The sequence below is a fragment of the Paenibacillus sp. LC231 genome (assembly GCF_001860525.1).
Classification (GTDB): Bacteria; Bacillota; Bacilli; order Paenibacillales; family Paenibacillaceae; genus Paenibacillus_AQ.
Genome location: NZ_JFOM01000058.1, coordinates 83,596 through 104,552, shown reverse-complemented (window position 1 = coordinate 104,552; position 20,957 = coordinate 83,596). Strand labels below are relative to the sequence as shown.

Sequence of the window (20,957 nt, the reverse complement as noted above, 5' to 3'; positions counted from 1 at the left end):
GAGTTGGAGGGGAAGTTATGTCCATATCTAGAAAGCTTAAGGACCAGCTTGTTGTTCCTTCGCTGGAGCAGCTAGCCTGGCAGGACATGGAGCTCGGGATGTTCTGCCATTTCGGAATCAATACGTTCTGCGACCAGGAATGGGGGGAAGGCAAGGATGCTCCGTCTTTGTTTAATCCGGACGGCCTGGATGCTAAACAGTGGGTCCGGTCTGCGAAGGAAGCCGGATTCCGTTATTTCATATTGACGGCCAAGCACCATGACGGCTTTTGCCTGTGGCCGACGGCGACAACGGACTATTCCGTAGCCTCGAGTCCGTGGAAGGAGGGTCAGGGCGATGTCGTACAAGAGTGCGCGGATGCTTGCCGGGAAGAGGGCATCGGCTTCGGTATTTATGTATCCCCCTGGGACAGGCACGAGCCGTGTTATGCCGACCCGCAAAAGTATGATGACTTTTATTGCAGACAATTGGAGGAGCTCTTATCGGGCTATGGTCCGCTTGTGGAAATTTGGTTTGACGGCGCAGGGTCGGAAGGCCGCGAATATGACTGGCCCCGTATCATGGATCTCGTTAAAAGGTATCAGCCCGGTGCCATGGTGTTTAATATGGGCGCGCCAACGATCCGCTGGGTCGGCAATGAGGATGGCGTGGCTCCGTATCCTTGCTGGAACACGGCCGATTCTTCGCGGGGCAGCATGTTCAGCGAAGAATCGCTGAAGTGGCTGCCGGAGACGCCGGGCTGGGTGCCCGCGGAATGCGATGTCCCCATCCGCAAAGACCGCTGGTTCTGGCATCCGGATGAAGAACACTTGCTGTTGTCCGTTGATCAGTTAATGGAAATCTACAATCGGTCGGTCGGACATGGGGCGACCTTGCTGCTCAACGTCGCTCCAGACCAGCGCGGGCTGCTTCCGGAAGCAGATGTAAAGCAGCTTCTGGCATTTGGCGGAGAGATCAAGCGTCGGTTCGGTCATGCCCTGGCCGAATGCTCGGGATCGGGAGAGGTCGCCCAATTGACCCTTCCCCAAGCATGCGTGATCGATCATGTCGTGATCATGGAGGAGATTGCTCACGGGGAACGGGTCCGTCAATATGTGCTGGAAGCCTTCGTCGATGGAGAGTGGCTTGAACTTACACGCGGCAGCGCGATCGGTCACAAGAAAATCGATGCATTCTCACAAGTTACGGCCGACAAGGTGCGTATGCGGGTACTGGAATCGGCAGCAAGTCCGAAAATCAAAAGTATGGCGGCTTACCGCTGCGGGGAATAAACGTTGGATTTTATATAAGGTGTGGAGGGGTTCTGTAATGGGAGTGCTCACTTGGAAGAACGGGCAATACTTGCTGAACGGGCAGCCTTACCGGATCATATCGGGAGCGGTTCACTATTTCCGTGTCGTTCCTGAATATTGGGAGGACAGGCTATTAAAATTAAAGGCCTGCGGCTTTAACACCGTTGAAACGTATATCGCATGGAATGTGCATGAACCCAAAGAAGGGGAATTTAACTTTAGGGGTATGGCCGACGTTGTATCGTTTATCGAAATAGCCGGGAAACTGGGCCTGCACGTCATTGTCAGACCGAGCCCATTCATCTGTGCGGAATGGGAATTTGGAGGATTGCCGGGCTGGCTGCTAGGTTATGGAGAAATCCGGCTTCGTTGCAGTGAACCGCTCTATTTAAGCAAGGTGGATCACTATTACGACGAGCTGATCCCGAGACTGGTTCCGCTGTTGTCTACAAACGGAGGACCGATTCTGGCGGTTCAGGTCGAGAATGAATACGGCAGTTACGGCAATGACCACGCTTATCTGGAATATTTGCGCGCAGGAATGGTGCGGCGCGGCGTTGATGTGCTTCTCTTTACTTCGGATGGGCCAACCGACGAGATGCTGCTGGGCGGGACGCTTGGCGATGTGCACGCCACGGTGAATTTCGGATCCCGGGTAGAAGAATCGTTCGGCAAATACCGGGAGTATCGCGCGGAAGAACCGCTGATGGTCATGGAATTCTGGAACGGCTGGTTTGATCACTGGATGGAGGACCATCATGTGCGGGATGCGGTCGATGTCGCCGGCGTATTGGATGAAATGCTGGAGAAGGGTTCCTCGATTAATATGTATATGTTTCATGGCGGAACCAACTTCGGCTTTTACAGTGGAGCGAATCACATCCAGGCATATGAGCCAACAACGACAAGCTACGATTATGATGCCCCTTTGACGGAATGGGGGGATCAGACGGAGAAATATGAGGCGGTGCGGTTGGTGCTCGACAAGCATGGTTTTAAGCCGGGGTGTGCCTTCCCGGATCCCATTCCAAAGGTAGCTTACGGAAAGGTCGCGTTGTCTGAAATGGCCGATCTGTTTGCGGATGCCAATCTAAAGCATCTCTCAGAACCGATAAAAAGCGTATGCACCAAGCCGATGGAAAAATTCGGACAGTCCTATGGCTTTATACTGTACAGCACATTTATTCAGGGACCGCGGCAAGGACAGCAGCTGCATATTCAGGAGGTTCGTGATCGCGCGCAGGTATTTCTGGACGGTCGGCCGCTTGGCGTTATCGAACGATGGAAATCAGAGCCTCTCGATATTACCGTACCCGCAGGCGGAGCAAGGCTGGATATTCTTGTCGAGAACATGGGCCGGATCAATTACGGCCCACTAATCCGCGATTCCAAGGGAATCACGGAAGGCGTCAGAATCGATAACCAATTCCTGTACGACTGGACGATCCGAACCCTGCCGCTGGAGCCAGAAATGCTATCTTCTCTCTCTTATACACCGGTTACGGATGAAGGGCGGGCGGAGCAAATAGAGCTGTCCATTCCGGAGTCGGAACACGCGGGCCTGCCCCGATTTTACCGCGGCAGCTTTCGGGTGGAGGATATCGGAGACACGTTTCTTCGCTTTGATGGCTGGACCAAAGGTGTCGCCTGGATCAATGGCTTTAATCTCGGCCGGTACTGGAACGCGGGGCCGCAGAAGGCCTTGTATATTCCCGGCCCTTTATTGCGTAAAGGGGAGAACGAGCTGGTTCTATTTGAACTGCATGGCGGTCCCGAATCTTGCGAAGTCGAGCTGTCAGATCAACCGGACCTTGGACAAACCGCGGCAGTGGACGAAGCTGTGCTCAATTTTGTACAGGATGGGGAAGAAGACAAATAGTCCATCACGACAGGGAATACAGTTCATTGAGTACAACATGCCCGGCCAGAAAATCCTTCTGGTCGGGCTTTTCCTGCAAGCAAGATACATGATGGCATGGGTTCTGAAAAATAGCTTCCCTTTTTGTTCATTTAGGTTTTTAATGTTTATATGGGTTCGGATTTGGTTTCTTTAAGTTCGTTTTTTATCTTCATTATGTTGGGAAGCGGCTTTACCATCGGATTGGGAAAGGAGAACAAATGAACGATTATAAAGAGAGAATGAACCGGATTGTTCGGAACGTTGCGGAACAAGCATGGAGGCAGCCTCTATTACCCAGCGGATTGTGGTTCCATGGGGATGTGCGTGATAACTTCTACTATGCCTCTTATCTGTTTGCGGCTTCGCTAGACCTTGAGATTGATCCGAAGTTTAACCGGCAGGAGGGTAAACGGCTGGCAGAGGAGGTTCTGGGTCGTGTGCTGCGACTGCAGAACAAGGACGCGAAGAGTCCGATGTACGGACACTGGCCGCTGAACCTGGGGCCGAAGCCGGAAGCAGCGAGTCCGCATACGCTGCCGGTTGAATTAATGGGGAGCTTGATGGTTTTTTTTCATCGCAAGTTTGAAAGTGAGATGAGCGAGGGCTTGGCGGCTGAGTTTGAGGCTGGACTGGAACACATCTACCACGGAGGATTTTTTCGCAAGCCGCTCACCGTGTGCAATCATCATGAGGCTAAATATACGGCAGCCAAGCTAATATTCGGCCATCGGTTCAATGATAAGGAACTTCTGGAGGACGGAAAACAAAGTCTTCGGAATACCCTGACCTTGCTCCGGCGGGAAGGCATGGCAGAATACGGCTGCTTGCCGTGGTTCTGGCATTGGACACAGGCGTTCACCTGCGCGTTGGAACTAATGGAGGAACCGGAATTAAAGCGGGAACTTCATGAACTGCTGGATGAGCTGTGGAGCCTGCGCACGTCCTATTATTTGAAAGGGGCGTGGGTAGGAGCCCACTCCAGAGGATGGCCGCATGATGCACCGAGGGATGCCAATGTGCTTCACGATTATGTCCAGTTCGGTGATTTTAGCCTTCCGGAGGAGATGCCGCGCACGGAGTACGCCGGTTTTCTGTTCCACGAAGCTCCGGAAGCTGATCGTCGTCTAGCCCTGGATCGAAGCGAACCGACCGAAGTGCGCAAGGCTCTGATGAAATCGGTTGACGGCGAGATGCGGCAGCTGCACTCCTATGCTTATGTCACGGAACATTTTGCGGCGGGCGGATTGTGGGAGCGGGTTCGTGAGTTCGACAACGAGCAGCTGCGCTGGATGTTCAGCCTGCCTGTCCGCACTGGCGGCAAGGCAAATCAGCTGTATTTTTTTCACCCGGGAGAGGGATATGATCCCTCAGGAAGCGATCCCCGCCACCAGAGTGAGTGGATGGAGGTGCTGTACCACAAAAATGTGGTGCTTGCACTGTATCCGCTGCCGGAACCAGCGGGTGATGGTGGCGGTGAAGTTGTCGGCGTTCTACCGGAAGGAGAATGGCTGTATGAGGCGGAAGCTCTATACGGCAAGGTAGATGAGGTTTATTTTGCCGTACATTTGAGCCCCGGGACTGCGTATGAGATTAAGGAGCAGTCCGGATATCATCTGGCCGTCTGCCATGGCCCTCGAATGGCTCTCACCGTAGAAGCGGTAACCGTTCGGGAAGCGGAGAACATAGGGATCGGACAACTGGCGGCGTTCGCACGGCAAATGTCCGGGCACAGGCCGGAATTCAAGACTGACGGCGGATTTGAGGTTGCGTATACAGGATGGATGACCGAGGATCGGCTGCATCTGAAGGTTATGGCTTCAGGCAGCTCAGCGAGAACGATAAACGGAGCGGAATGTACGTTTGAATCGTATTCTGTATAGTTATCGAATAGAAAAGAGGAGTTAAGATGAAGAAATTGCAGCTGATTCAAAAAATAGCAGAAGAAGGCGTGGTCGCGGTTCTGCGCGGCGAAACGCCGGAGCAGGTTGTGGAGATGGCCGAACAGGCGATTGCCGGCGGCATTAAAGTGATCGAGGTGACGATGACCGTACCGTTTGCGCTCCGGGCCATTGAAACGTTGTCGCGCAAATATTCCTGGAACGCCGAAGACCCTTCCTCCTATGCCATCATCGGGGTAGGTACAGTGCTTGATCCGGAAACCGCGCGTGTTGCGATATTGAGCGGCGCCGAGTTTGTTGTTGGGCCGTGCCTGAGCAGGGAAACCGTGATGCTGTGCAACCGCTATCGGATTCCGGTCATGCCTGGCGTGATGACGATCAAGGAAATCCAGGAAGCACTTGAACTGGGGGCGGACATTGTCAAGCTGTTCCCTGGCAATCTGTATGATCCGTCGATGATCAAGGCGATCAAAGGCCCGCTGCCGCAGGCGAATATCATGCCGACCGGTGGTGTCTCGCTTGATAATCTTGGAGAATGGATTAAGGCGGGGGCTATAGCCGTCGGTATTGGCTCGGATCTGACAAGCGAAGCTTTGAAGCGGCAGGATTACAGCTTGATCGCACATAAAGCAGCCGAATACAAGAGAGCGTATCTGCAGGCTAAAGGGCTGCCACAGTAACTATATTTTGGAATTGGCAGAAAAATTAAATCAGATAACGCCTGTTGTTGACTCTCTGAGTCTTCAAGAGGCGTTTTATTTTGAATGAATTCACTTCAAGGACCTGTCTCAAAAAGTATATAATATCCAACTGCGGGAACAGTAGAGGAAAAGATAAATGAAGGTAATTGAATTCCTTGTAAGGCAAAGCTGACCATGAGGGAGAAACGAGGAGTCGTTTACATGACGGAGAACACCACACGCAATCATGTTTCACAAGAAAAATTGCCGGTTTCCATCGCGCAATTTATCGAAAATATGAAGAGTCGATTCGGGCAGAGCGGAGATATCATATACAGAGAGTTAATTGTGGGGGCTATCCCCACGGTGATGGTTTACATTGAAGGGATGGGAGATCCCCATCTTTTAATAGAAGCAATTCATAAGGATTTACCGCTATTTATTGAATTCCCCTATCAATCCCCGGAAGAACGTATGAGAATGCTGAAGGAACTGACGATAACAATGGGGAAAGTGGGGGAAGCCCGAACCTATCAAGAGGTTGAAAAAAAACTGTTGTCCGGGAACACGATCGTCTTCATGGATGGAACATCCACCTCGCTTTATGTGGGTACTGAAACACTGAAGCAGCGCGCAGTTGAAGACGCGACTTCTCAATCCGTGGTAAGAGGTCCGAGGGAAGGTTTTACTGAATCCCTCCGCGAGAATACGGCATTAGTCCGGCGGAGAATTCAAAGCCCTAAGCTGCGCATTGAAGAAAGAACTGTAGGCGAGCACACCAATACGCAATTGGCCGTGATGTACATGGACGGTTTATGTGATATCGATGTACTCAATGAGCTGCGCAGAAGACTGAATGCAATCAAGCTGGACAGCGTCCTGGAGAGCAATTATATCGAAGAGATGATACAGGACCATCGATACAGCCCTTTTCCGACGGTATATAATTCAGAGCGGCCCGATGTTATTGCTTCTGCAGTACTGGAAGGGCGAGTTGCTATTTTTGTGGAAGGTACGCCGTTTGTATTGGTGGTTCCGGCACTGTTTGTACAACTGTTTCAATCGAGCGAGGACTATTACCAACGCTGGGATTTTGCCAGCTTGGTTCGACTTCTTCGATACTTATGCTTCGGAATAGCGCTTCTTACCCCCTCATTATATATTGCGATCACTACGTTTCATCAGGAAATGCTTCCGACCAATTTGCTGACAAGTTTGATCGGTCAACGCGAAGGGGTGCCATTCCCCGCATTTATTGAGGCGTTGATTATGGAAATCACGTTTGAAATTTTGCGAGAGGCCGGGATTCGATTGCCTAAATCGATCGGCCAATCCGTTTCCATCGTTGGCACTTTGGTTATTGGACAGGCCGCCGTCGAAGCGGGTCTTGTATCGGCCGCGATGGTGATCGTTGTGTCCATGACGGCGATTGCCAATTTTGCCCTTCCGGCTTTTAATATTGGGATCTCGGTCCGGATATTGAGATTTGGGCTAATGGGAATAGCAGCGTCATTCGGATTGTATGGAATGATAATCGGAATGATTATGATTGGCCTCCACCTGTGCAGTTTGCAGTCCATGGGGGTTCCTTATATGTCTTCTTTTGCACCTATACGCTGGCGGAGCCAGAAGGATGCATTGTTGCGATTGTCACGCCACAGTATGAAGAAATACTTGTCCAAATCCAAGACATGAGCCGTCTTTTTACGTCATGACTCGAATTCTTTATTTTAGACAGATGGGACTGGTTATGGATGTGGGAAAGAAAAGTACTTACAGTCCTGCTTATAGTCAATCTAGCCATAACGCCTGGATGCTGGAGCAAAAAAGAACTGAATGAGCTTGCCGTCGTCATGGCACTTGGAATCGATACCCACGAGAATGGGTACGCCGTTTCTGCTCAAGTGCTCAATTCCAGTGAGACGGGGTCCAAAAAAGGTGGATCCATGGGGAGTCTTCCGGTCGTAACATACAAGTCAGTCGGTAAAACCATCCCCGATGCCCTTCAGCGCATGCTGAGCATGGCACCTCGGATGCCGTATCTGTCCCATGTCCGGGTGTTGGTATTTGGGGAAGATTTGGCCCGGCTAGGAGTCAGCGACGTGCTCGATTATATCTCCCGGAATCATCAGCTTCGAACGGATTTCTTCATGCTCGTTGCCAAAAACGGGAAAGCCTCTGACATCCTGGAGGTCGTTACGCCATTCGAGTATGTTCCGGCAAATTCGCTCTATTCCTCGATTCTGATATCGCAGAAAAAATGGGCAGCGACGGGGAAAGTTACATTGCAGCAGTTTGTGACGGAGTTAAAGCGCAGCGGCTCAGACCCTGTATTATCCGGGGTCCAGTTAAACGGCAGTTTAGCAGAAGCACAGTCTCTGGAGAATGTGAAGCAAATCAGTCCTTCAACGCTGCTTCAACATACGGGATTAGGCGTGTTTAAAGGGGACCGGTTAGTGGGATGGCTGGGGGAACCGCCTAGCAAGGCCGTCAATTATGTCTTGAATAGAGTCGACAACACGGCGGGATATATTTCATGTCCGGACGGAGGCATCGTCGGGTTTGCGGTAAACCGGGCAGACACATCGCTTGATGTTACGCTCAATTCGAAGGGGATCCCTGAATTCTCAGCCGAATTGGAGATCGAAGCGGACGTGAACGCCGTTCAATGTCCGATTGATATCAGTCAACCTGCCGTCATCGACGAATTAGAGAAGGATATCGAGGATAAATATAACACCAATATTTCGAAGCATATCGGTCTGGTGCAGCAGCGTTATGGATCCGATGTTTTTGGATTCGGTGAGGTCCTGCACCGAAAATATCCGGACGTTTGGAAAAAATACCGGGATCATTGGGGAGAAAGCTTTAAAACGATGAATATCCGCGTGGATGCAGATGTAGCGATCCGGCGGATCGGATCCATCATACAACCCATAAACCAAAAGGTGGATGAGCCGTGAATTGGCATTGGTTATTCATATCGTTTCTGGTTATCGTGCTCGTTACGGAAACCCGTCATCTCCTGAAACTGCGCTCTCTTAGAGACATGGTCGTATTCTATGCGGTGTGGGGAATAACCATGCTTGCATTGATAGGAGATATGATGGAGGTGCCTTATCTAAGGCCGCTGGATTGGATAAGCGCATTGATGCAACCTCTGAACAGGTTGATCTCATAACGAAGAAGGGTATGGTTGTACGTGATCAAATACAAGGATATCGCCGCACGACAATTCTTTATGCTGGCCTTTGGCTTAACCATCGGAACCTCGATCCTGGTGACCCCCTCCGGGTTAGCGCATACCGCACGGGAAGATGCGTGGATGGCTTCCCTCTTCAGTATCCTCATTAACCTCCTTATGGTTGTGCTGTACATAGCCATCGCGCGTGTCTATCCTGGCCAAACGATCTTTGAGATCCATGAGAAGGTTTTGGGGAAGTTGCTGGGAAAGATTCTCTCGCTGCTCTACCTTTTTTACTTTTTGATTCTTACGGGCACATTGCTTGGCAACTTGGGTTTTTTCCTGAGCAGCGAGATGATGCCGGATACGCCGATCGAGGCTATTCAAATCTTATTCTTGATAGCGGCTGTCATGTGCGCTAGGATGGGCATCATTCTTTTGGCTCGTGTCAGTGAATTGATGTTTCCGTGGATTGTATTTCTGTTCTTGGTCCTTGTCCTCTCGCTGATTCCCCAGATCGATTGGAACCATATCAAGCCTATGCTTGAGGAGGGCTGGATGCCAGTTGCCAAGGCAGGATTCCATTCCTCCATGTTTCAGGAACTGATTGTGCTGATGACCTTTTTGCCTCTGGTTAAGGGGGAGAGGAAAGGGGGGAAGGCATTGATGTGGGGAGCCGCTGCAGGCGGGATCGTGCTCGGCATTACCGTCCTGCTCAGCGTGCTGGTTCTGGGCATTGAGCAGACGGAGAATAGTACGTTTCCGGCATTTGCACTTGCGAAGACGATCAACTTAGGAAACTTTTTCCAACGTGTGGAAGGCATATTGATTACACTTTGGATCCTGACTTTTTTTATCAAGATCTCTCTCTTGTATCTTTCGATTCTTCAAGGCATGAAGACCGTGTTCGGACTAAAGGAACAAAACCCGTTAATCTATCCATTGTCCGTGCTGTTTGTGATCGTGGCCTGGAATACATACATCAACACCATCTATGTTGCCGATATCATTCAGAACGTGTGGTCAAGCTATGCGCTCCTCCATTTGCTGATGATTCCCATCGGACTCTATCTGATTGGCTTAACCAGAACAAAAATCATCAAACTGAAGTGAATTCCATTCTGCATTAGAACAAAGCCCGATAACTCGGGCATTTTTTGTGCCGGCTGCATCAAACCACAAACGGTCATATTTTTCGTTAAAAAGCTTGAAAGTGACGTAGCGTCATCCTGTATAGTGAAGTTATCGAGACTTTAGGAAAGCAGGTGATGAAGTTGATTCCCATTCAAGATTTATCCAAGCAGACGGGGATTACGGTAAGAACGCTGCGCTATTATGACCAGATTGGCCTGCTGATTCCTGCGGCCAAAACACCGGGCAAACATCGTATATACAGTGATGAGGAATTAAAGAAGCTGCAGCAAATACAGTTTCTGAAAAGGCTGGGCTTCAGTTTGCAAGAAATATCGGATATGATTTCCAACCCGGAATGGAACTGGTCCACCAGCCTGATGAATCAGTTGGACTTCGTTATGAACGAACAAAAAAAGCTGAACCAGATGGAATCGGCGCTGCGGACCGTGCTTCATAGTATTGCGATGGAAGGTGAGACAAGCTGGGACGTTATTCAGAAATTGATTCACCTCTCTGGAAGAGACCCATCGTTAAAGCATTCGTTCAGGCAGCAGATGTTTGAGAACCGCGAAGTGGAGTTGTTAAGTTTACTCCCTAATATGAACAGCACGGACCCCGACTCTCTCGAGTGGATTGCTCTGTTGGGGCAGCTCAAAAGGCGGATGCAGGACGGTCCCGATTCACCGGATGTGCAGCGAATTGTACGACGGATGGATGAGAAACGACTTGAGGTATTTGAAGATGAAGATCCCTTCATAGATAAGCTGTGGGAGATCCGTAAATCGCCGGCGCAGTCCGAGAAGATGGGATTATATCCCATCGAGGATGCTCTTCTTCATTTCATGGAACAGGCATTCGAAATTTATGTATTACGCAAGGACAAAGAACAAGTAGAAGTGGGGGAGACATCTTGACGTTGGAACTGCTGCTCTCCATTGGAGCCTTATCCCTCTTGGACATGCTGAGTCCAGCAACGGTTGGCGTAACGGTGTATTTGCTCTTGACTGAACGGGACAGGCTAATCCCGCGTTTATTCATTTATTTATTCACAGTGGCAGGCTTCTACTTCCTGGTAGGGGCTGCGCTTATGCTGGGTTTGGATGCCGTTCTGCAATCCGTAAGCGGCATTTTTCAAAATCGAACGGTAAGCTGGATCATGACCATTGTCGGCGGTGTCCTGTTTGTCTTCAGTTTCTTTATCCCCACGAAAAAAACATCTGAGCCGCGCCGTCCAAGATCCAAAAGCTTCGGAGCCATGATCGGACTTGGATTCACGACGTCCCTGCTGGAGGTAGCAACAGCCCTTCCATACTTTGCGGCTATCGGGCTGATGACTACGGCTCATTTACAAACGGTTCAATGGATGCCCATCCTGGCTGCATACAATATCGTGATGGTGCTGCCTCCAATCCTATTGCTTGGATTACACCTCGTATTCGGCCGCATGATGCAGCGTCCGCTGGAGAAGCTGCGCCTGAAAATCGCGCAGAGCTCCGGATCGATTCTGTCATGGGTTTTGTGTATTGCCGGGCTGATTCTGGTGCTGAACAGCATAGATAACTTGTGATGATACCCGATTTATATAAGAAGCATGCTGAATGAGAGGATGCCGAGAATCACCTTGGATCCTCTCCCAACATCAGGAAGGGAAAGCAAAATCGTAGAGTCAGCTTTCCAATGATTTATTGACGGCTTCAATGGCATGTATGAAGGTTGTATCAAACAGAGGAACATTGGAATCCTCGGGTTTTATTAATAATCCGATCTCCGTACATCCCAGAATAATTCCTTCGGCTCCAACTTGAATCAGCCGTTCAATAACTTCTTTATAGTGAGCTTTTGAATTCGATTGGATGTTACCGAGACATAATTCCTCGTATATCACTTTATTTACGATCTCTCGATCTTGTTCATTGGGGATGAGCACTTGAATACCATTAGATTCTAATCGTTGCTTATAAAAATTCTGCTCCATGGTATATTTGGTTCCAAGCAAGCCTACTGTACGCATCCCATGTTCATGGATTTGATTAGCCGTAGCATCGGCAATGTGCAGCACAGGGATCCTTAATCTTTCTTCTATGTAATCTAGTACCATGTGCATCGTGTTGGAACATATCACAATAAAATCGGCGCCGCCCTTTTCTAGTGAAAGTGCAACTTCACCTAATGTTTCACCGGCTTTTTTCCAATTCCCCTCGGATTGATAGCGTTCAATCTCTTCGAAGTTCACGCTGTACATAAGGCATTTGGCGGAGTGGAGGCCACCCAATTGGCTTCTCACCTGCTCATTTATCATTCTGTAGTATTCAATGGAGGATTCCCAGCTCATTCCCCCGATTAGTCCAATTGTCTTCATAGTTAAGCTCCTTTACAGTCCGAAGTAAATTTTATTATAGGGTGTTTCAACGTGCATAACAATTGCTATCTTATGATATCGGGCACCTTTGAGCCTGCTATGTATTCATCGTATCCTCGGTATGATATATTAATCGCAGGGTTCATCGACTGACCGATACTTAATTGTAGCGGTTTGTTACAGGTGTGCTTGTCCTTGCATTACAGCCTGAGACATTGAGGGGGTTATCCATGAGCACGCGGATTTTAGAACGGATAAGAGAAGAGACGGCAGCCCAGCATGAACGAATCGAACAGAATCCATACGCCAAAGCGGCCTTCGATCAGACCTTGACCATAGATCAATATCGGTCTTATTTAGCGAAATTTTACGGATTTATTAAACCGGCCGAAGAGCAGCTGAAGGCAGAGGGTGCCGTGAACCATCTTGGTTTGGATCTGGAAATCCGAACGAAATCGAATCTATTGGAAGAAGATCTTATTCATCTGGGAATGAATCCTGATGAGATTGCACAATTGCCACTGTGCAGCCAATTGCCAGAGCTGAGCAGCCAAGCACGAATATTAGGATATCTGTATGTTATTGAGGGATCCACACTTGGTGGCCAAGTCATTACGAAACAAGTGATGAAGTTCTTGCCGCTGAGTCCGGAGTCGGGTTTACGTTATTTCTATGCATATGGTCAAGAGACCAAGCCAAGATGGACCGAATTCCGGGAAGTACTGCTCAATACCGGGGAGGATCCGGATGTGATTATACATTCGGCTAAAGAAACTTTTCGTTTGCTGGATGCTTGGATCAGAGAATAGTTAGAAAACCATAGAGAAACCTTGATGAAAAACCGCGTTTTGCGGTTTTTTTGCGTTGAAGCGAAACATGCGTTACACGCATACCAATCTAGCTATAGCCATAGGCTATAACTAGATATAGCTTATATGAGTTACACTATACCGATCAATACATGATATCTTTCTTGTAACAATTTGTATAGGAGTGTTACATAGATGGCAAAAAGCAGTGTACTGGGATATCCACGTATTGGCGCTGATCGGGAATGGAAGAAAGCCTTGGAAGCATTCTGGGCAGGCAAGCTGGAAGAATCGGAGTTTCACAGACAGCTGCAGGAGATTCGGTTGAATCATTTACGGAAGCAGCAGGAGAGCGGGATCGATCTTATTGCGGTTAATGATTTTAGTTATTATGATCATGTTCTGGATACGGCGACGATGTTTGGTATCGTACCGAAACGCTTCTCTTATGTGGGCGGCGTTGTGCCATTGTCTGTATATTATGGTATTGCACGCGGAACGAAGGATGCTACGGCAAGTGAAATGACCAAGTGGTTTAATACCAATTATCACTATATCGTGCCTGAATTGGATGGGGCTGCTCCGGTACTGACAGAAAACAGACCCCTTGCAGCCTATCGGGAGGCCAAGGAGAAGCTCGGAATAGAAGGCAAGCCGGTTATTGTCGGTCCGCTAACCTTCCTGAAGTTGTCCAAAGGATATCAGTCGTCGGAGACGGATGCTTGGTTGGAAAAATTGTTACCGCTCTACGTACAGATTCTTCAGGAGCTTGCCCAAGAAGGCGTTCAATGGGTACAGATCGATGAGCCGATACTCGTTACAAAATTAAGCGATGCCGATCTTAAGCGGTTAACCAGCATTTATGGAACGTTTGCGGCTTCGGCACCAGGATTGAACATCATGCTGCAAACCTATTTTGAATCCGTTGAAAACTATCAGGATATTATCCAGCTTCCGGTTAGCGGCATCGGTCTTGACCTGGTGCACGGATACCAAGGCAATATGCAAGCGATTAAACAGTCAGGGTTTCCTGCGAATAAGGTGTTGGGCGCCGGCATAATCGACGGACGGGGTATTTGGAAGGCGTCTCTTCGCGAGAAGCTGTCACAATTGGAAGAGCTGACGAAATACGTAGCCCCTGAACGTCTGATTGTTCAATCTTCGTGCAGCTTGCTGCATGTTCCGGTGACGGTGAGCAGCGAAACGAAATTGCAGCTAGAATTGAAAGGGGCGCTCGCCTTTGCAGACGAGAAGCTGAATGAACTGGTTCTTTTGACAAAAGCAATCTCCACAGGAGCAGCCCGAATTACCAAGGAACTGGAAGCATGCGATGCTGCGCTTCAGGCGCTGAAACAATCCGGAGAGCGGAATCGCCATGATATTCAGCAGGCAGTTGCAGAGATTAGTGCACAGAATCCGGTTCGCAGTCTGCCGTTTGCGGAGCGTCATGTAGCTCAAGAGAACAAATGGCAGCTGCCGATTTTTCCGACCACGACAATCGGCAGCTTCCCGCAATCAGCCGAGGTTCGCAAGGCACGTCAGGCGTGGCGTAAGGGAGAGTGGAGCCATGAGCAGTATGAGCGCTTCATTCAAGAGCAAATCGATGTTTGGATCAAGCTGCAGGAAGAGATTGGCCTTGATGTGCTTGTGCATGGGGAGTTCGAAAGAACGGATATGGTTGAATTTTTCGGAGAGAAGCTTGGAGGTTTTGCCTTCACTCAGTTTGGATGGGTTCAGTCCTACGGCTCACGCTGCGTAAAACCGCCTGTGATCTTCGGGGATGTGGCATTCGAGAAACCGATGACGGTGGAGGAAACGAAATATGCACAATCGAAGACGGACCGGCCCGTGAAAGGGATGCTAACCGGCCCGATTACGATTATGAACTGGTCGTTCGTCCGCGAAGATATCTCGCGGGAACAGATCGCCTATCAACTGGCTTATGCCCTAAGACAGGAAGTAGAGGCGCTGGAGCAGGCGGGCATAGGAATGATTCAGGTGGATGAGCCAGCGGTGCGCGAAGGGTTGCCGCTTAAGGAGGAAGATCAAGCGGAGTATCTCGCTTGGGCTGTTAAAGCCTTCCGTATGACCACTTGCACGGTTCAGCCGACTACGCAAATTCATACGCATATGTGTTACTGCGAGTTCCATGACATGATCGATTCGATCGAGGCGATGGATGCCGATGTCATCTCGATTGAAACTTCGCGCAGTCATGGCGAGCTGATTCATAGCTTCGAGGTCAATACGTACAGATTAGGGATCGGACTAGGCGTGTATGATATCCACAGTCCGCGGGTACCTCGAGTGGAAGAGATGACAAGCATGATCGAGCGTGCGCTGCGGGTCCTGGATCCGAAGCTGTTCTGGATCAATCCGGACTGCGGCCTCAAAACACGCGGTAAGGAAGAAACAGTCGCATCCCTTCGTAACATGGTTCTAGCCACGGAGATCGCTCGCTCGTCCTATTCGTTGAACGTGTAACGCAGACACAAGCCGTCTGCCTGTACGATTTACGTCGATCTGTCATTGGTGAATCAGGGAGGAGACACGTCGGGTTTATAAATTTAAAAGTGTATGAATTCGAGAAAGCCGCACACATGCGGCTTTTTTTCTGCGCGGTGGTTTTGCATCCTCATGAATCTATGAAAATACTTTTGTTTGTATCCATAGTACAGTATCGGACACAAGTTGTTGACATCTTGGTAAAATCGTTGTCACATCCGGCGATTATATTCTTCTTATGGAATCGTATCTAGCACGATCATCCAGAAGGAGGAGCCATGAACAATTACAAGAAAAGAAAGAAATTTACCAGAGTCTTCTATATTCTATTTATTGCAATCCTGCTTATCGTCGGCTTCAAATTGGCATGGCACGTCGGTTCATCAACGGTAGAGTTGATGCCTGCATCATCTGCTAGAGTTGCAGATAACTATAAGACGCTTCCTGCCGTGCCCAATCATCAAGAAACATTTCGGATCGTCATCGATCCAGGCCACGGGGGAAAGGATCCTGGAGCTACAGGAGTCAGCGGCGCATATGAGAAGGCGTTCAATCTGTCCCTTGCCGGACGGGTTGCTGCCCTCCTTGAGGAGGATCCTATGTTTGAGCCTCTCTTGACACGAACGGATGACCAATTCATAGAATTGGAGGAGCGGGGAGCGATCGCGAATGATGGGAATGCGGATGCCTTCATCTCCATCCATGGCAACACCTATACGGATCCTATGGTATCAGGAACAGAAACCTTATACAGAAACCAGGACAGCATTCCATTGGCCCAAGCCGTTCAGACGCATTTGGCGGAGGGAATTGGACTCCGTGATCGCGGCATAAAGGAAGAACAACTAAAAGTGCTAGGTACACCCAGGATGCCCGCAGTGCTTGTTGAAGTTGGATATCTTACCAATGCGGAGGATGAGCGTTTCCTGCTGAGCGATGAAGGACAAGACCTTGCTGCGCAGGCTATTGTCGATGGACTCAGAGAATATTTTTTGGGATCGCAGGAGCTCTCGCTTGAACACCAAGGAACGAGTGATTTAGATGAAGAAAGATCGCCCGATACCTCTGAAAGCGGAATTCGGCCCATGGAGAAGAAGGTGTATTTTAATGGTTCAGCGAAAGACGGCAAACAGGTCGCACTTACATTCGATGATGGACCGGATGCCATTGTTACGCCCAAAATTCTTGATATCCTGAAAGAAAACGATATTAAAGCTACCTTTTTTATTCTGGGAAACCGGGCTGAGGCCCATCCTGAGACTGTGCGGCGGATTAAAGAGGAAGGTCATGTCATAGGAAATCATTCCTGGTCACATCCCAACTTCAAGGAGTTATCCATGGAGGAAGCGATGAAGCAGGTCATGGATACACAGGAGGAACTGAACGACATCATTGGTTATCGGCCATCCTTGTTCAGGCCGCCTTATGGCGCTTTGGATGAGGACAAAGTGGAAGCTATACAAAATAAGGATCTAGCTATTGTGAACTGGTCTGTAGATACGATGGATTGGTCAGGTGTGCCTGCTCAGGAGATCATGGGAATCATCCACGAGCAGTTGAAGCCAGGAGGCATCATTCTTCAGCATACCGCAAATGGTAAGAATCATCTGGCCAACACCATTGAGGCACTTACACTGTTAATACCTGATTTGAAGAATCAAGGATATTCTTTTGTCACCGTACCGGATCTGCTGCATTTGCCTGAATCACAGACATAATATGCTTGTAGGTGATCAGGTTATCATAACTGTGGGGATATGCTAAAATCGAATCATCAAATAGCTCGTGAATTAGGAATGGAGACTTCATGAAAAAAACAAAAATTCTCATTATCGAAGATGAGGAGCCGATCGCCGATCTGCTGGCCTATGGCCTCGCGATGGAGGGTTTTGAAACCCGTACCGCGGCCAGCGGTGCCGCAGGCTTTAGGGAGCTTGCGGCATTTCATCCCGATCTACTCCTTCTGGATTGGATGCTGCCCGACCAAAGCGGGCTCGATATATGCAAAAAAGTAACAACGGACTATAACATCCCCATATTCATGATTACGGCAAAATCCGACATCACGGATAAAGTGCTCGGGCTAGAATTTGGTGCCGATGACTACATTACGAAGCCCTTCGATCTGAGGGAGGTAATCGCCCGAATTCGCACGATCCTCCGGCGGCTGGATCAGGCGAACCAAGGGGATAGGGGAGGAATGCCGGAAGCCGTGATCCGCTTCAGGGATATCGAAATCGCAATGGAAGAGCGACTGGTCAAGAAAGAGGGAAGACCGGTTGATCTTACGCCGAAGGAATTTGATCTTCTCCTGACCTTGTACGGCCACCGGGGGAAAATTTATACACGCTCGGAACTGCTGGATTTGGTCTGGGGATATGATTTTGTTGGGGATACCCGGACGGTGGATACGCATATTCAGAGGCTCCGCAAAAAACTGGATGCCGGCGATTTGATCACAACCGTATTCGGCATCGGCTATAAATTCGAGAAGCAGGCGGAATAAGAGATGATCCGGACCATCAGAGCCAAGTTTATTGTTGGTTTTTTTGTGATCTTCAGTCTGTCGTTCCTCGTACTCAATCAAACCGTCAAGGAGATCATTCGGACAAGCAATCAGAAGATCGTAACTTCCGATCTGGTTGGACTTAAAAACAACAGCAATGTATATGTAAGGCAAGCTTTCCTTATCAATCATTTTACGAACAATAAGCTTTATTTCGGGCAGATGGCCGAGGAAATGGTGAATGATTTGAAGCATGCTACCTCTAGCCATGTCAGCGCGTACACCGTCGACGGCAAGTTATTGTTCTCATCGGACGAGAGAAGATTCTCGGGACCCTCGGATGCGGATCTTCGCCAAGCGATCGAGGGAAAGACGGCCTATACCATCACCTATGGTCGAAACAGCGGAACCGTTCTCTATTCATATCCGGTTATCATCGATGGAGTCAAGGTGGGCATATTGAGGTTTACCAAGGATTTTACCCTGCTCTACGAACAAAGCGGCCGGATCATGGACATTATTTTCTACATTGCGCTTGCCATATTCGGAGCAGCGTTCCTGTTCTCGTACCTGCTGTCCAGGAATATCACCATACCGCTAGTGAAGCTTACCCGCGCTTCCACTGAAGTAAAGAACGGAAACCTGGATGTTCGAATCAGATTCCGGCGAAGAGATGAAATTGGCAAACTGGCTCTGAATTTCAATGACATGATCGACCGGATCGGTAGCCAGATATCCACGATTGAGCGTGACCGGGATCGCTTGAAGGAGCTAAATGAGCAGGAGAAACGTTTTTTTGACAATGTGACCCATGAACTCAAAACGCCGCTCACCTCCATTCTGGGTTATGCCGAGATCATTCGGGAGAAAGGGGATGACGATCGGGAGTTCTTCGATAAGGGCATGAATCACATCGTTGAAGAGAGTCGACGTCTGCATGGCATGGTGCTAAGGCTGTTGGAAGTATCGCAGCACAACGCTGGAGAAGAGGATGTAGAGCTTGTGGATTCGGGGAAAATTCTGCGCGATGTAGTTGACTCCATGTCGTTCCGGGCCAAGCGCTATAAAAAGAGCATCGTTTGCGAAGCAGAGGAAGGTTCCTTCGTGCTTGGCCAGCCTGATCGGCTGCGCCAGCTCTTTATCAATCTTCTGGATAATGCCATCAAATATAGTGCCGCCCAATCGGAAATTACCGTCAAGGCTGAGCGTGTGGACGGAAGCGTTCGTTATACCTTCGATAATCCCGGAGAGCCCATACCGGATGACGAGCTCGCAAACGTCTTCCAGCCGTTCTACTCGGTGAGCCAGAAGCAGAAGGAAGAGGGCAGTGTGGGTCTGGGCCTCAGTATCGTTAAATCCATCGTCGATGATCACGGCGGAACCATCCGTATCGTCAGCGAGAAGTTTCATACTGTCGTCTATGTTGAAATTCCTTATGTAAAGACGGGGGCTGTCCAATGAGATATCGATATAAACGTTTAAAATTATGCTATGCTCTTGCCTTGATTTTACTGACCGGCTGTGCAAGCGAACTGCAATCAGAGACCGTCATTATCCCCAGCGAGGAATCGGATCAAGCCGTGGACGAGGGAAGCCGGCCTTTCCAAGTGAAGACGATTTATCGAATGCCAGAATCCAAGGCTCCAGTTGAATTGCTCGGCTGGTCATCATCCAAGTCGGTAGTCGGTCTTTTTTATGAAACCGAAGCAGTGGACGCGGCGAAATTGAGCTTGCAGCGTTTTCCATCCCCATACGAGCGAGTTGACCATTCATTAGAGATTGAAATGAATAAGCTTTCCTATCAATTGTCCCCCAATGGAAAATATGTTTCGGGAATTGCCAAAACGGAGGAGGGCGTTTTTCTGCAATTGATAGCATATCCGGGCGGGGAGGTGGAAAGCCTCGAAGCTACGACAGATGCCAATCAGGAGCTATGGTTTGAGGAACCGACTTGGTCCGGCAACAGCCGGTTTGTAAGCTATATGGTGATGGAATCAAACAAAAGGCAGTCCAGCATCGGGATTTTTGATACGGAAGCGGAATCGGCACGTGTTTATCGACTGCAGGGTCTTGAAACGGAAGCCCTTCCCTTCAAGGTGATCGTCTCGGATGACGGGAAAATGGCGCTCATCGTTCTGGACGAATACGGTCACGGTCGCCGAATTGCTATGGGTGCCGTCAACGGCAATGCGATTGATGTTCAGTATGAGCATGATATCGGCACAGACCAAGCCGCATGGTTGAACGATGATCAATTCGTATTCTTAGGAACGGAGGGAACCCTGTTCGTATATGACCGCAGAAATCATGAGCTGTCCATTCTGCTGGAGAAGGTGGATAGCTATGAGTTCTCGAAGGATCGCAAATATATCGCCTATTCCCAGAACGGGGAGAATACAATTTATGCAGGTAAGCTTCAAGGGAAGAATATACTGAGCGCAGAACCCATCTATCATGGGGTCATACCTTCTAAGATGTATTGGAGTCCGGACCATCGCCGGCTTCTCGTGAACGGCCGCAAAAATTATGTCAAAGAGCAGGGGCCTGTTGCGATCGGACCGACAGAACATCAGCCATTTATAATCGAATTCAAGTAAAGGCGGAGGGTTCTTCGACCACCTATTTATTCTTCGCGATGCGGCAGATTGAACGATAGGCGTTCGATTTGCCGCTTTTTCTCTTTAAGGATG

General features: G+C 49.2%; 17 protein-coding genes. 16 read left to right on the top strand and 1 reads right to left on the bottom strand.

Annotated features, from left to right (window positions below; genetic code table 11):
* Window positions 1-17: 17 nt before the first annotated feature.
* From AK95_RS32305 to AK95_RS32260, 10 genes are all read left to right on the top strand, one after another.
* Window positions 18-1,271, top strand: coding sequence for an alpha-L-fucosidase (locus tag AK95_RS32305; protein ID WP_071224119.1), 1,254 nt, complete (start codon window positions 18-20; stop codon window positions 1,269-1,271).
* Window positions 1,272-1,308: 37 nt separating this feature from the next.
* Entirely contained in the window at window positions 1,309-3,171 is a 1,863-nt protein-coding gene (locus AK95_RS32300) for a glycoside hydrolase family 35 protein (protein WP_071224117.1), read from the top strand.
* A gap of 239 nt (window positions 3,172-3,410) precedes the next feature.
* Window positions 3,411-5,072 carry a hypothetical protein gene (locus tag AK95_RS32295; protein WP_071224116.1) on the top strand — a complete coding sequence of 554 codons (1,662 nt, stop codon included), beginning with the start codon at window positions 3,411-3,413 and terminating at the stop codon, window positions 5,070-5,072.
* Window positions 5,073-5,098: 26 nt separating this feature from the next.
* The gene (locus AK95_RS32290) at window positions 5,099-5,770 is read left to right on the top strand and encodes a bifunctional 2-keto-4-hydroxyglutarate aldolase/2-keto-3-deoxy-6-phosphogluconate aldolase (RefSeq protein ID WP_071224114.1); all 672 of its coding nucleotides are present in this window, start codon (window positions 5,099-5,101) and stop codon (window positions 5,768-5,770) included.
* 222 nt (window positions 5,771-5,992) lie between these two features.
* The gene (locus tag AK95_RS32285; RefSeq protein ID WP_071224112.1) at window positions 5,993-7,465 is read left to right on the top strand and encodes a spore germination protein; all 1,473 of its coding nucleotides are present in this window, start codon (window positions 5,993-5,995) and stop codon (window positions 7,463-7,465) included.
* Window positions 7,466-7,524: 59 nt separating this feature from the next.
* Window positions 7,525-8,733, top strand: a complete 1,209-nt coding sequence (locus tag AK95_RS32280) for a Ger(x)C family spore germination protein (protein ID WP_071224110.1) — start codon at window positions 7,525-7,527, stop codon at window positions 8,731-8,733.
* On the top strand, window positions 8,730-8,951 hold the full coding sequence (locus AK95_RS32275) for a hypothetical protein (RefSeq protein ID WP_071224109.1): 222 nt from the start codon (window positions 8,730-8,732) through the stop codon (window positions 8,949-8,951). Before AK95_RS32280 ends, AK95_RS32275 begins: the two co-directional genes overlap by 4 nt.
* Window positions 8,952-8,972: 21 nt before the next feature.
* Window positions 8,973-10,067 carry a GerAB/ArcD/ProY family transporter gene (locus tag AK95_RS32270; RefSeq protein WP_071224382.1) on the top strand — a complete coding sequence of 365 codons (1,095 nt, stop codon included), beginning with the start codon at window positions 8,973-8,975 and terminating at the stop codon, window positions 10,065-10,067.
* Between the two features lie 161 nt (window positions 10,068-10,228).
* Window positions 10,229-11,002: a MerR family transcriptional regulator gene (locus AK95_RS32265; RefSeq protein WP_071224381.1), complete on the top strand. Its 774-nt coding sequence runs from the start codon at window positions 10,229-10,231 to the stop codon at window positions 11,000-11,002.
* On the top strand, window positions 10,999-11,655 hold the full coding sequence (locus AK95_RS32260; protein WP_083397785.1) for a GAP family protein: 657 nt from the start codon (window positions 10,999-11,001) through the stop codon (window positions 11,653-11,655). Before AK95_RS32265 ends, AK95_RS32260 begins: the two co-directional genes overlap by 4 nt.
* A 99-nt stretch (window positions 11,656-11,754) precedes the next feature.
* On the opposite strand, the gene AK95_RS32255 is transcribed toward AK95_RS32260, so the two are convergent.
* The gene (locus AK95_RS32255; protein ID WP_071224107.1) at window positions 11,755-12,447 is read right to left on the bottom strand and encodes an aspartate/glutamate racemase family protein; all 693 of its coding nucleotides are present in this window, start codon (window positions 12,445-12,447) and stop codon (window positions 11,755-11,757) included.
* A gap of 230 nt (window positions 12,448-12,677) precedes the next feature.
* Here AK95_RS32255 and AK95_RS32250 point away from each other — a divergent pair, with 230 nt between their 5' ends.
* The 6 genes from AK95_RS32250 to AK95_RS32225 all read left to right on the top strand — a co-directional run bounded on the left by AK95_RS32250 (window position 12,678) and on the right by AK95_RS32225 (window position 20,864).
* Window positions 12,678-13,256 (top strand): biliverdin-producing heme oxygenase, encoded by a 579-nt coding sequence (locus AK95_RS32250; RefSeq protein ID WP_071224105.1) that lies wholly within the window; start codon window positions 12,678-12,680, stop codon window positions 13,254-13,256.
* A gap of 195 nt (window positions 13,257-13,451) precedes the next feature.
* Window positions 13,452-15,740 (top strand): 5-methyltetrahydropteroyltriglutamate--homocysteine S-methyltransferase, encoded by a 2,289-nt coding sequence (gene metE, locus AK95_RS32245; protein WP_071224103.1) that lies wholly within the window; start codon window positions 13,452-13,454, stop codon window positions 15,738-15,740.
* 299 nt (window positions 15,741-16,039) lie between these two features.
* Window positions 16,040-17,479 carry an N-acetylmuramoyl-L-alanine amidase gene (locus tag AK95_RS32240; RefSeq protein WP_071224101.1) on the top strand — a complete coding sequence of 480 codons (1,440 nt, stop codon included), beginning with the start codon at window positions 16,040-16,042 and terminating at the stop codon, window positions 17,477-17,479.
* An 89-nt stretch (window positions 17,480-17,568) separates the two neighbouring features.
* A complete protein-coding gene (locus AK95_RS32235; protein ID WP_071224100.1) occupies window positions 17,569-18,267 on the top strand; it encodes a response regulator transcription factor in 699 nt (232 codons plus the stop codon).
* A gap of 3 nt (window positions 18,268-18,270) precedes the next feature.
* Window positions 18,271-19,728, top strand: a complete 1,458-nt coding sequence (locus AK95_RS32230) for a sensor histidine kinase (RefSeq protein WP_071224098.1) — start codon at window positions 18,271-18,273, stop codon at window positions 19,726-19,728.
* Complete coding sequence (locus AK95_RS32225) at window positions 19,725-20,864, top strand: hypothetical protein (protein ID WP_071224096.1); 1,140 nt, start codon at window positions 19,725-19,727, stop codon at window positions 20,862-20,864. Before AK95_RS32230 ends, AK95_RS32225 begins: the two co-directional genes overlap by 4 nt.
* Window positions 20,865-20,957: the final 93 nt, after the last annotated feature.

What these genes read in the sequence shown, in the direction of transcription:
- AK95_RS32305 (WP_071224119.1), top strand. Translation starts at nt 18, where the DNA reads ATGTCCATATCTAGAAAGCTTAAGGACCAGCTTGTTGTTCCTTCGCTG.
- AK95_RS32300 (WP_071224117.1), top strand. Translation starts at nt 1,309, where the DNA reads ATGGGAGTGCTCACTTGGAAGAACGGGCAATACTTGCTGAACGGGCAG.
- AK95_RS32295 (WP_071224116.1), top strand. Translation starts at nt 3,411, where the DNA reads ATGAACGATTATAAAGAGAGAATGAACCGGATTGTTCGGAACGTTGCG.
- AK95_RS32290 (WP_071224114.1), top strand. Translation starts at nt 5,099, where the DNA reads ATGAAGAAATTGCAGCTGATTCAAAAAATAGCAGAAGAAGGCGTGGTC.
- AK95_RS32285 (WP_071224112.1), top strand. Translation starts at nt 5,993, where the DNA reads ATGACGGAGAACACCACACGCAATCATGTTTCACAAGAAAAATTGCCG.
- AK95_RS32280 (WP_071224110.1), top strand. Translation starts at nt 7,525, where the DNA reads ATGTGGGAAAGAAAAGTACTTACAGTCCTGCTTATAGTCAATCTAGCC.
- AK95_RS32255 (WP_071224107.1), bottom strand. Translation starts at nt 12,447, where the DNA reads ATGAAGACAATTGGACTAATCGGGGGAATGAGCTGGGAATCCTCCATT.
- AK95_RS32250 (WP_071224105.1), top strand. Translation starts at nt 12,678, where the DNA reads ATGAGCACGCGGATTTTAGAACGGATAAGAGAAGAGACGGCAGCCCAG.
- metE (WP_071224103.1), top strand. Translation starts at nt 13,452, where the DNA reads ATGGCAAAAAGCAGTGTACTGGGATATCCACGTATTGGCGCTGATCGG.
- AK95_RS32240 (WP_071224101.1), top strand. Translation starts at nt 16,040, where the DNA reads ATGAACAATTACAAGAAAAGAAAGAAATTTACCAGAGTCTTCTATATT.
- AK95_RS32235 (WP_071224100.1), top strand. Translation starts at nt 17,569, where the DNA reads ATGAAAAAAACAAAAATTCTCATTATCGAAGATGAGGAGCCGATCGCC.
- AK95_RS32230 (WP_071224098.1), top strand. Translation starts at nt 18,271, where the DNA reads ATGATCCGGACCATCAGAGCCAAGTTTATTGTTGGTTTTTTTGTGATC.
- AK95_RS32225 (WP_071224096.1), top strand. Translation starts at nt 19,725, where the DNA reads ATGAGATATCGATATAAACGTTTAAAATTATGCTATGCTCTTGCCTTG.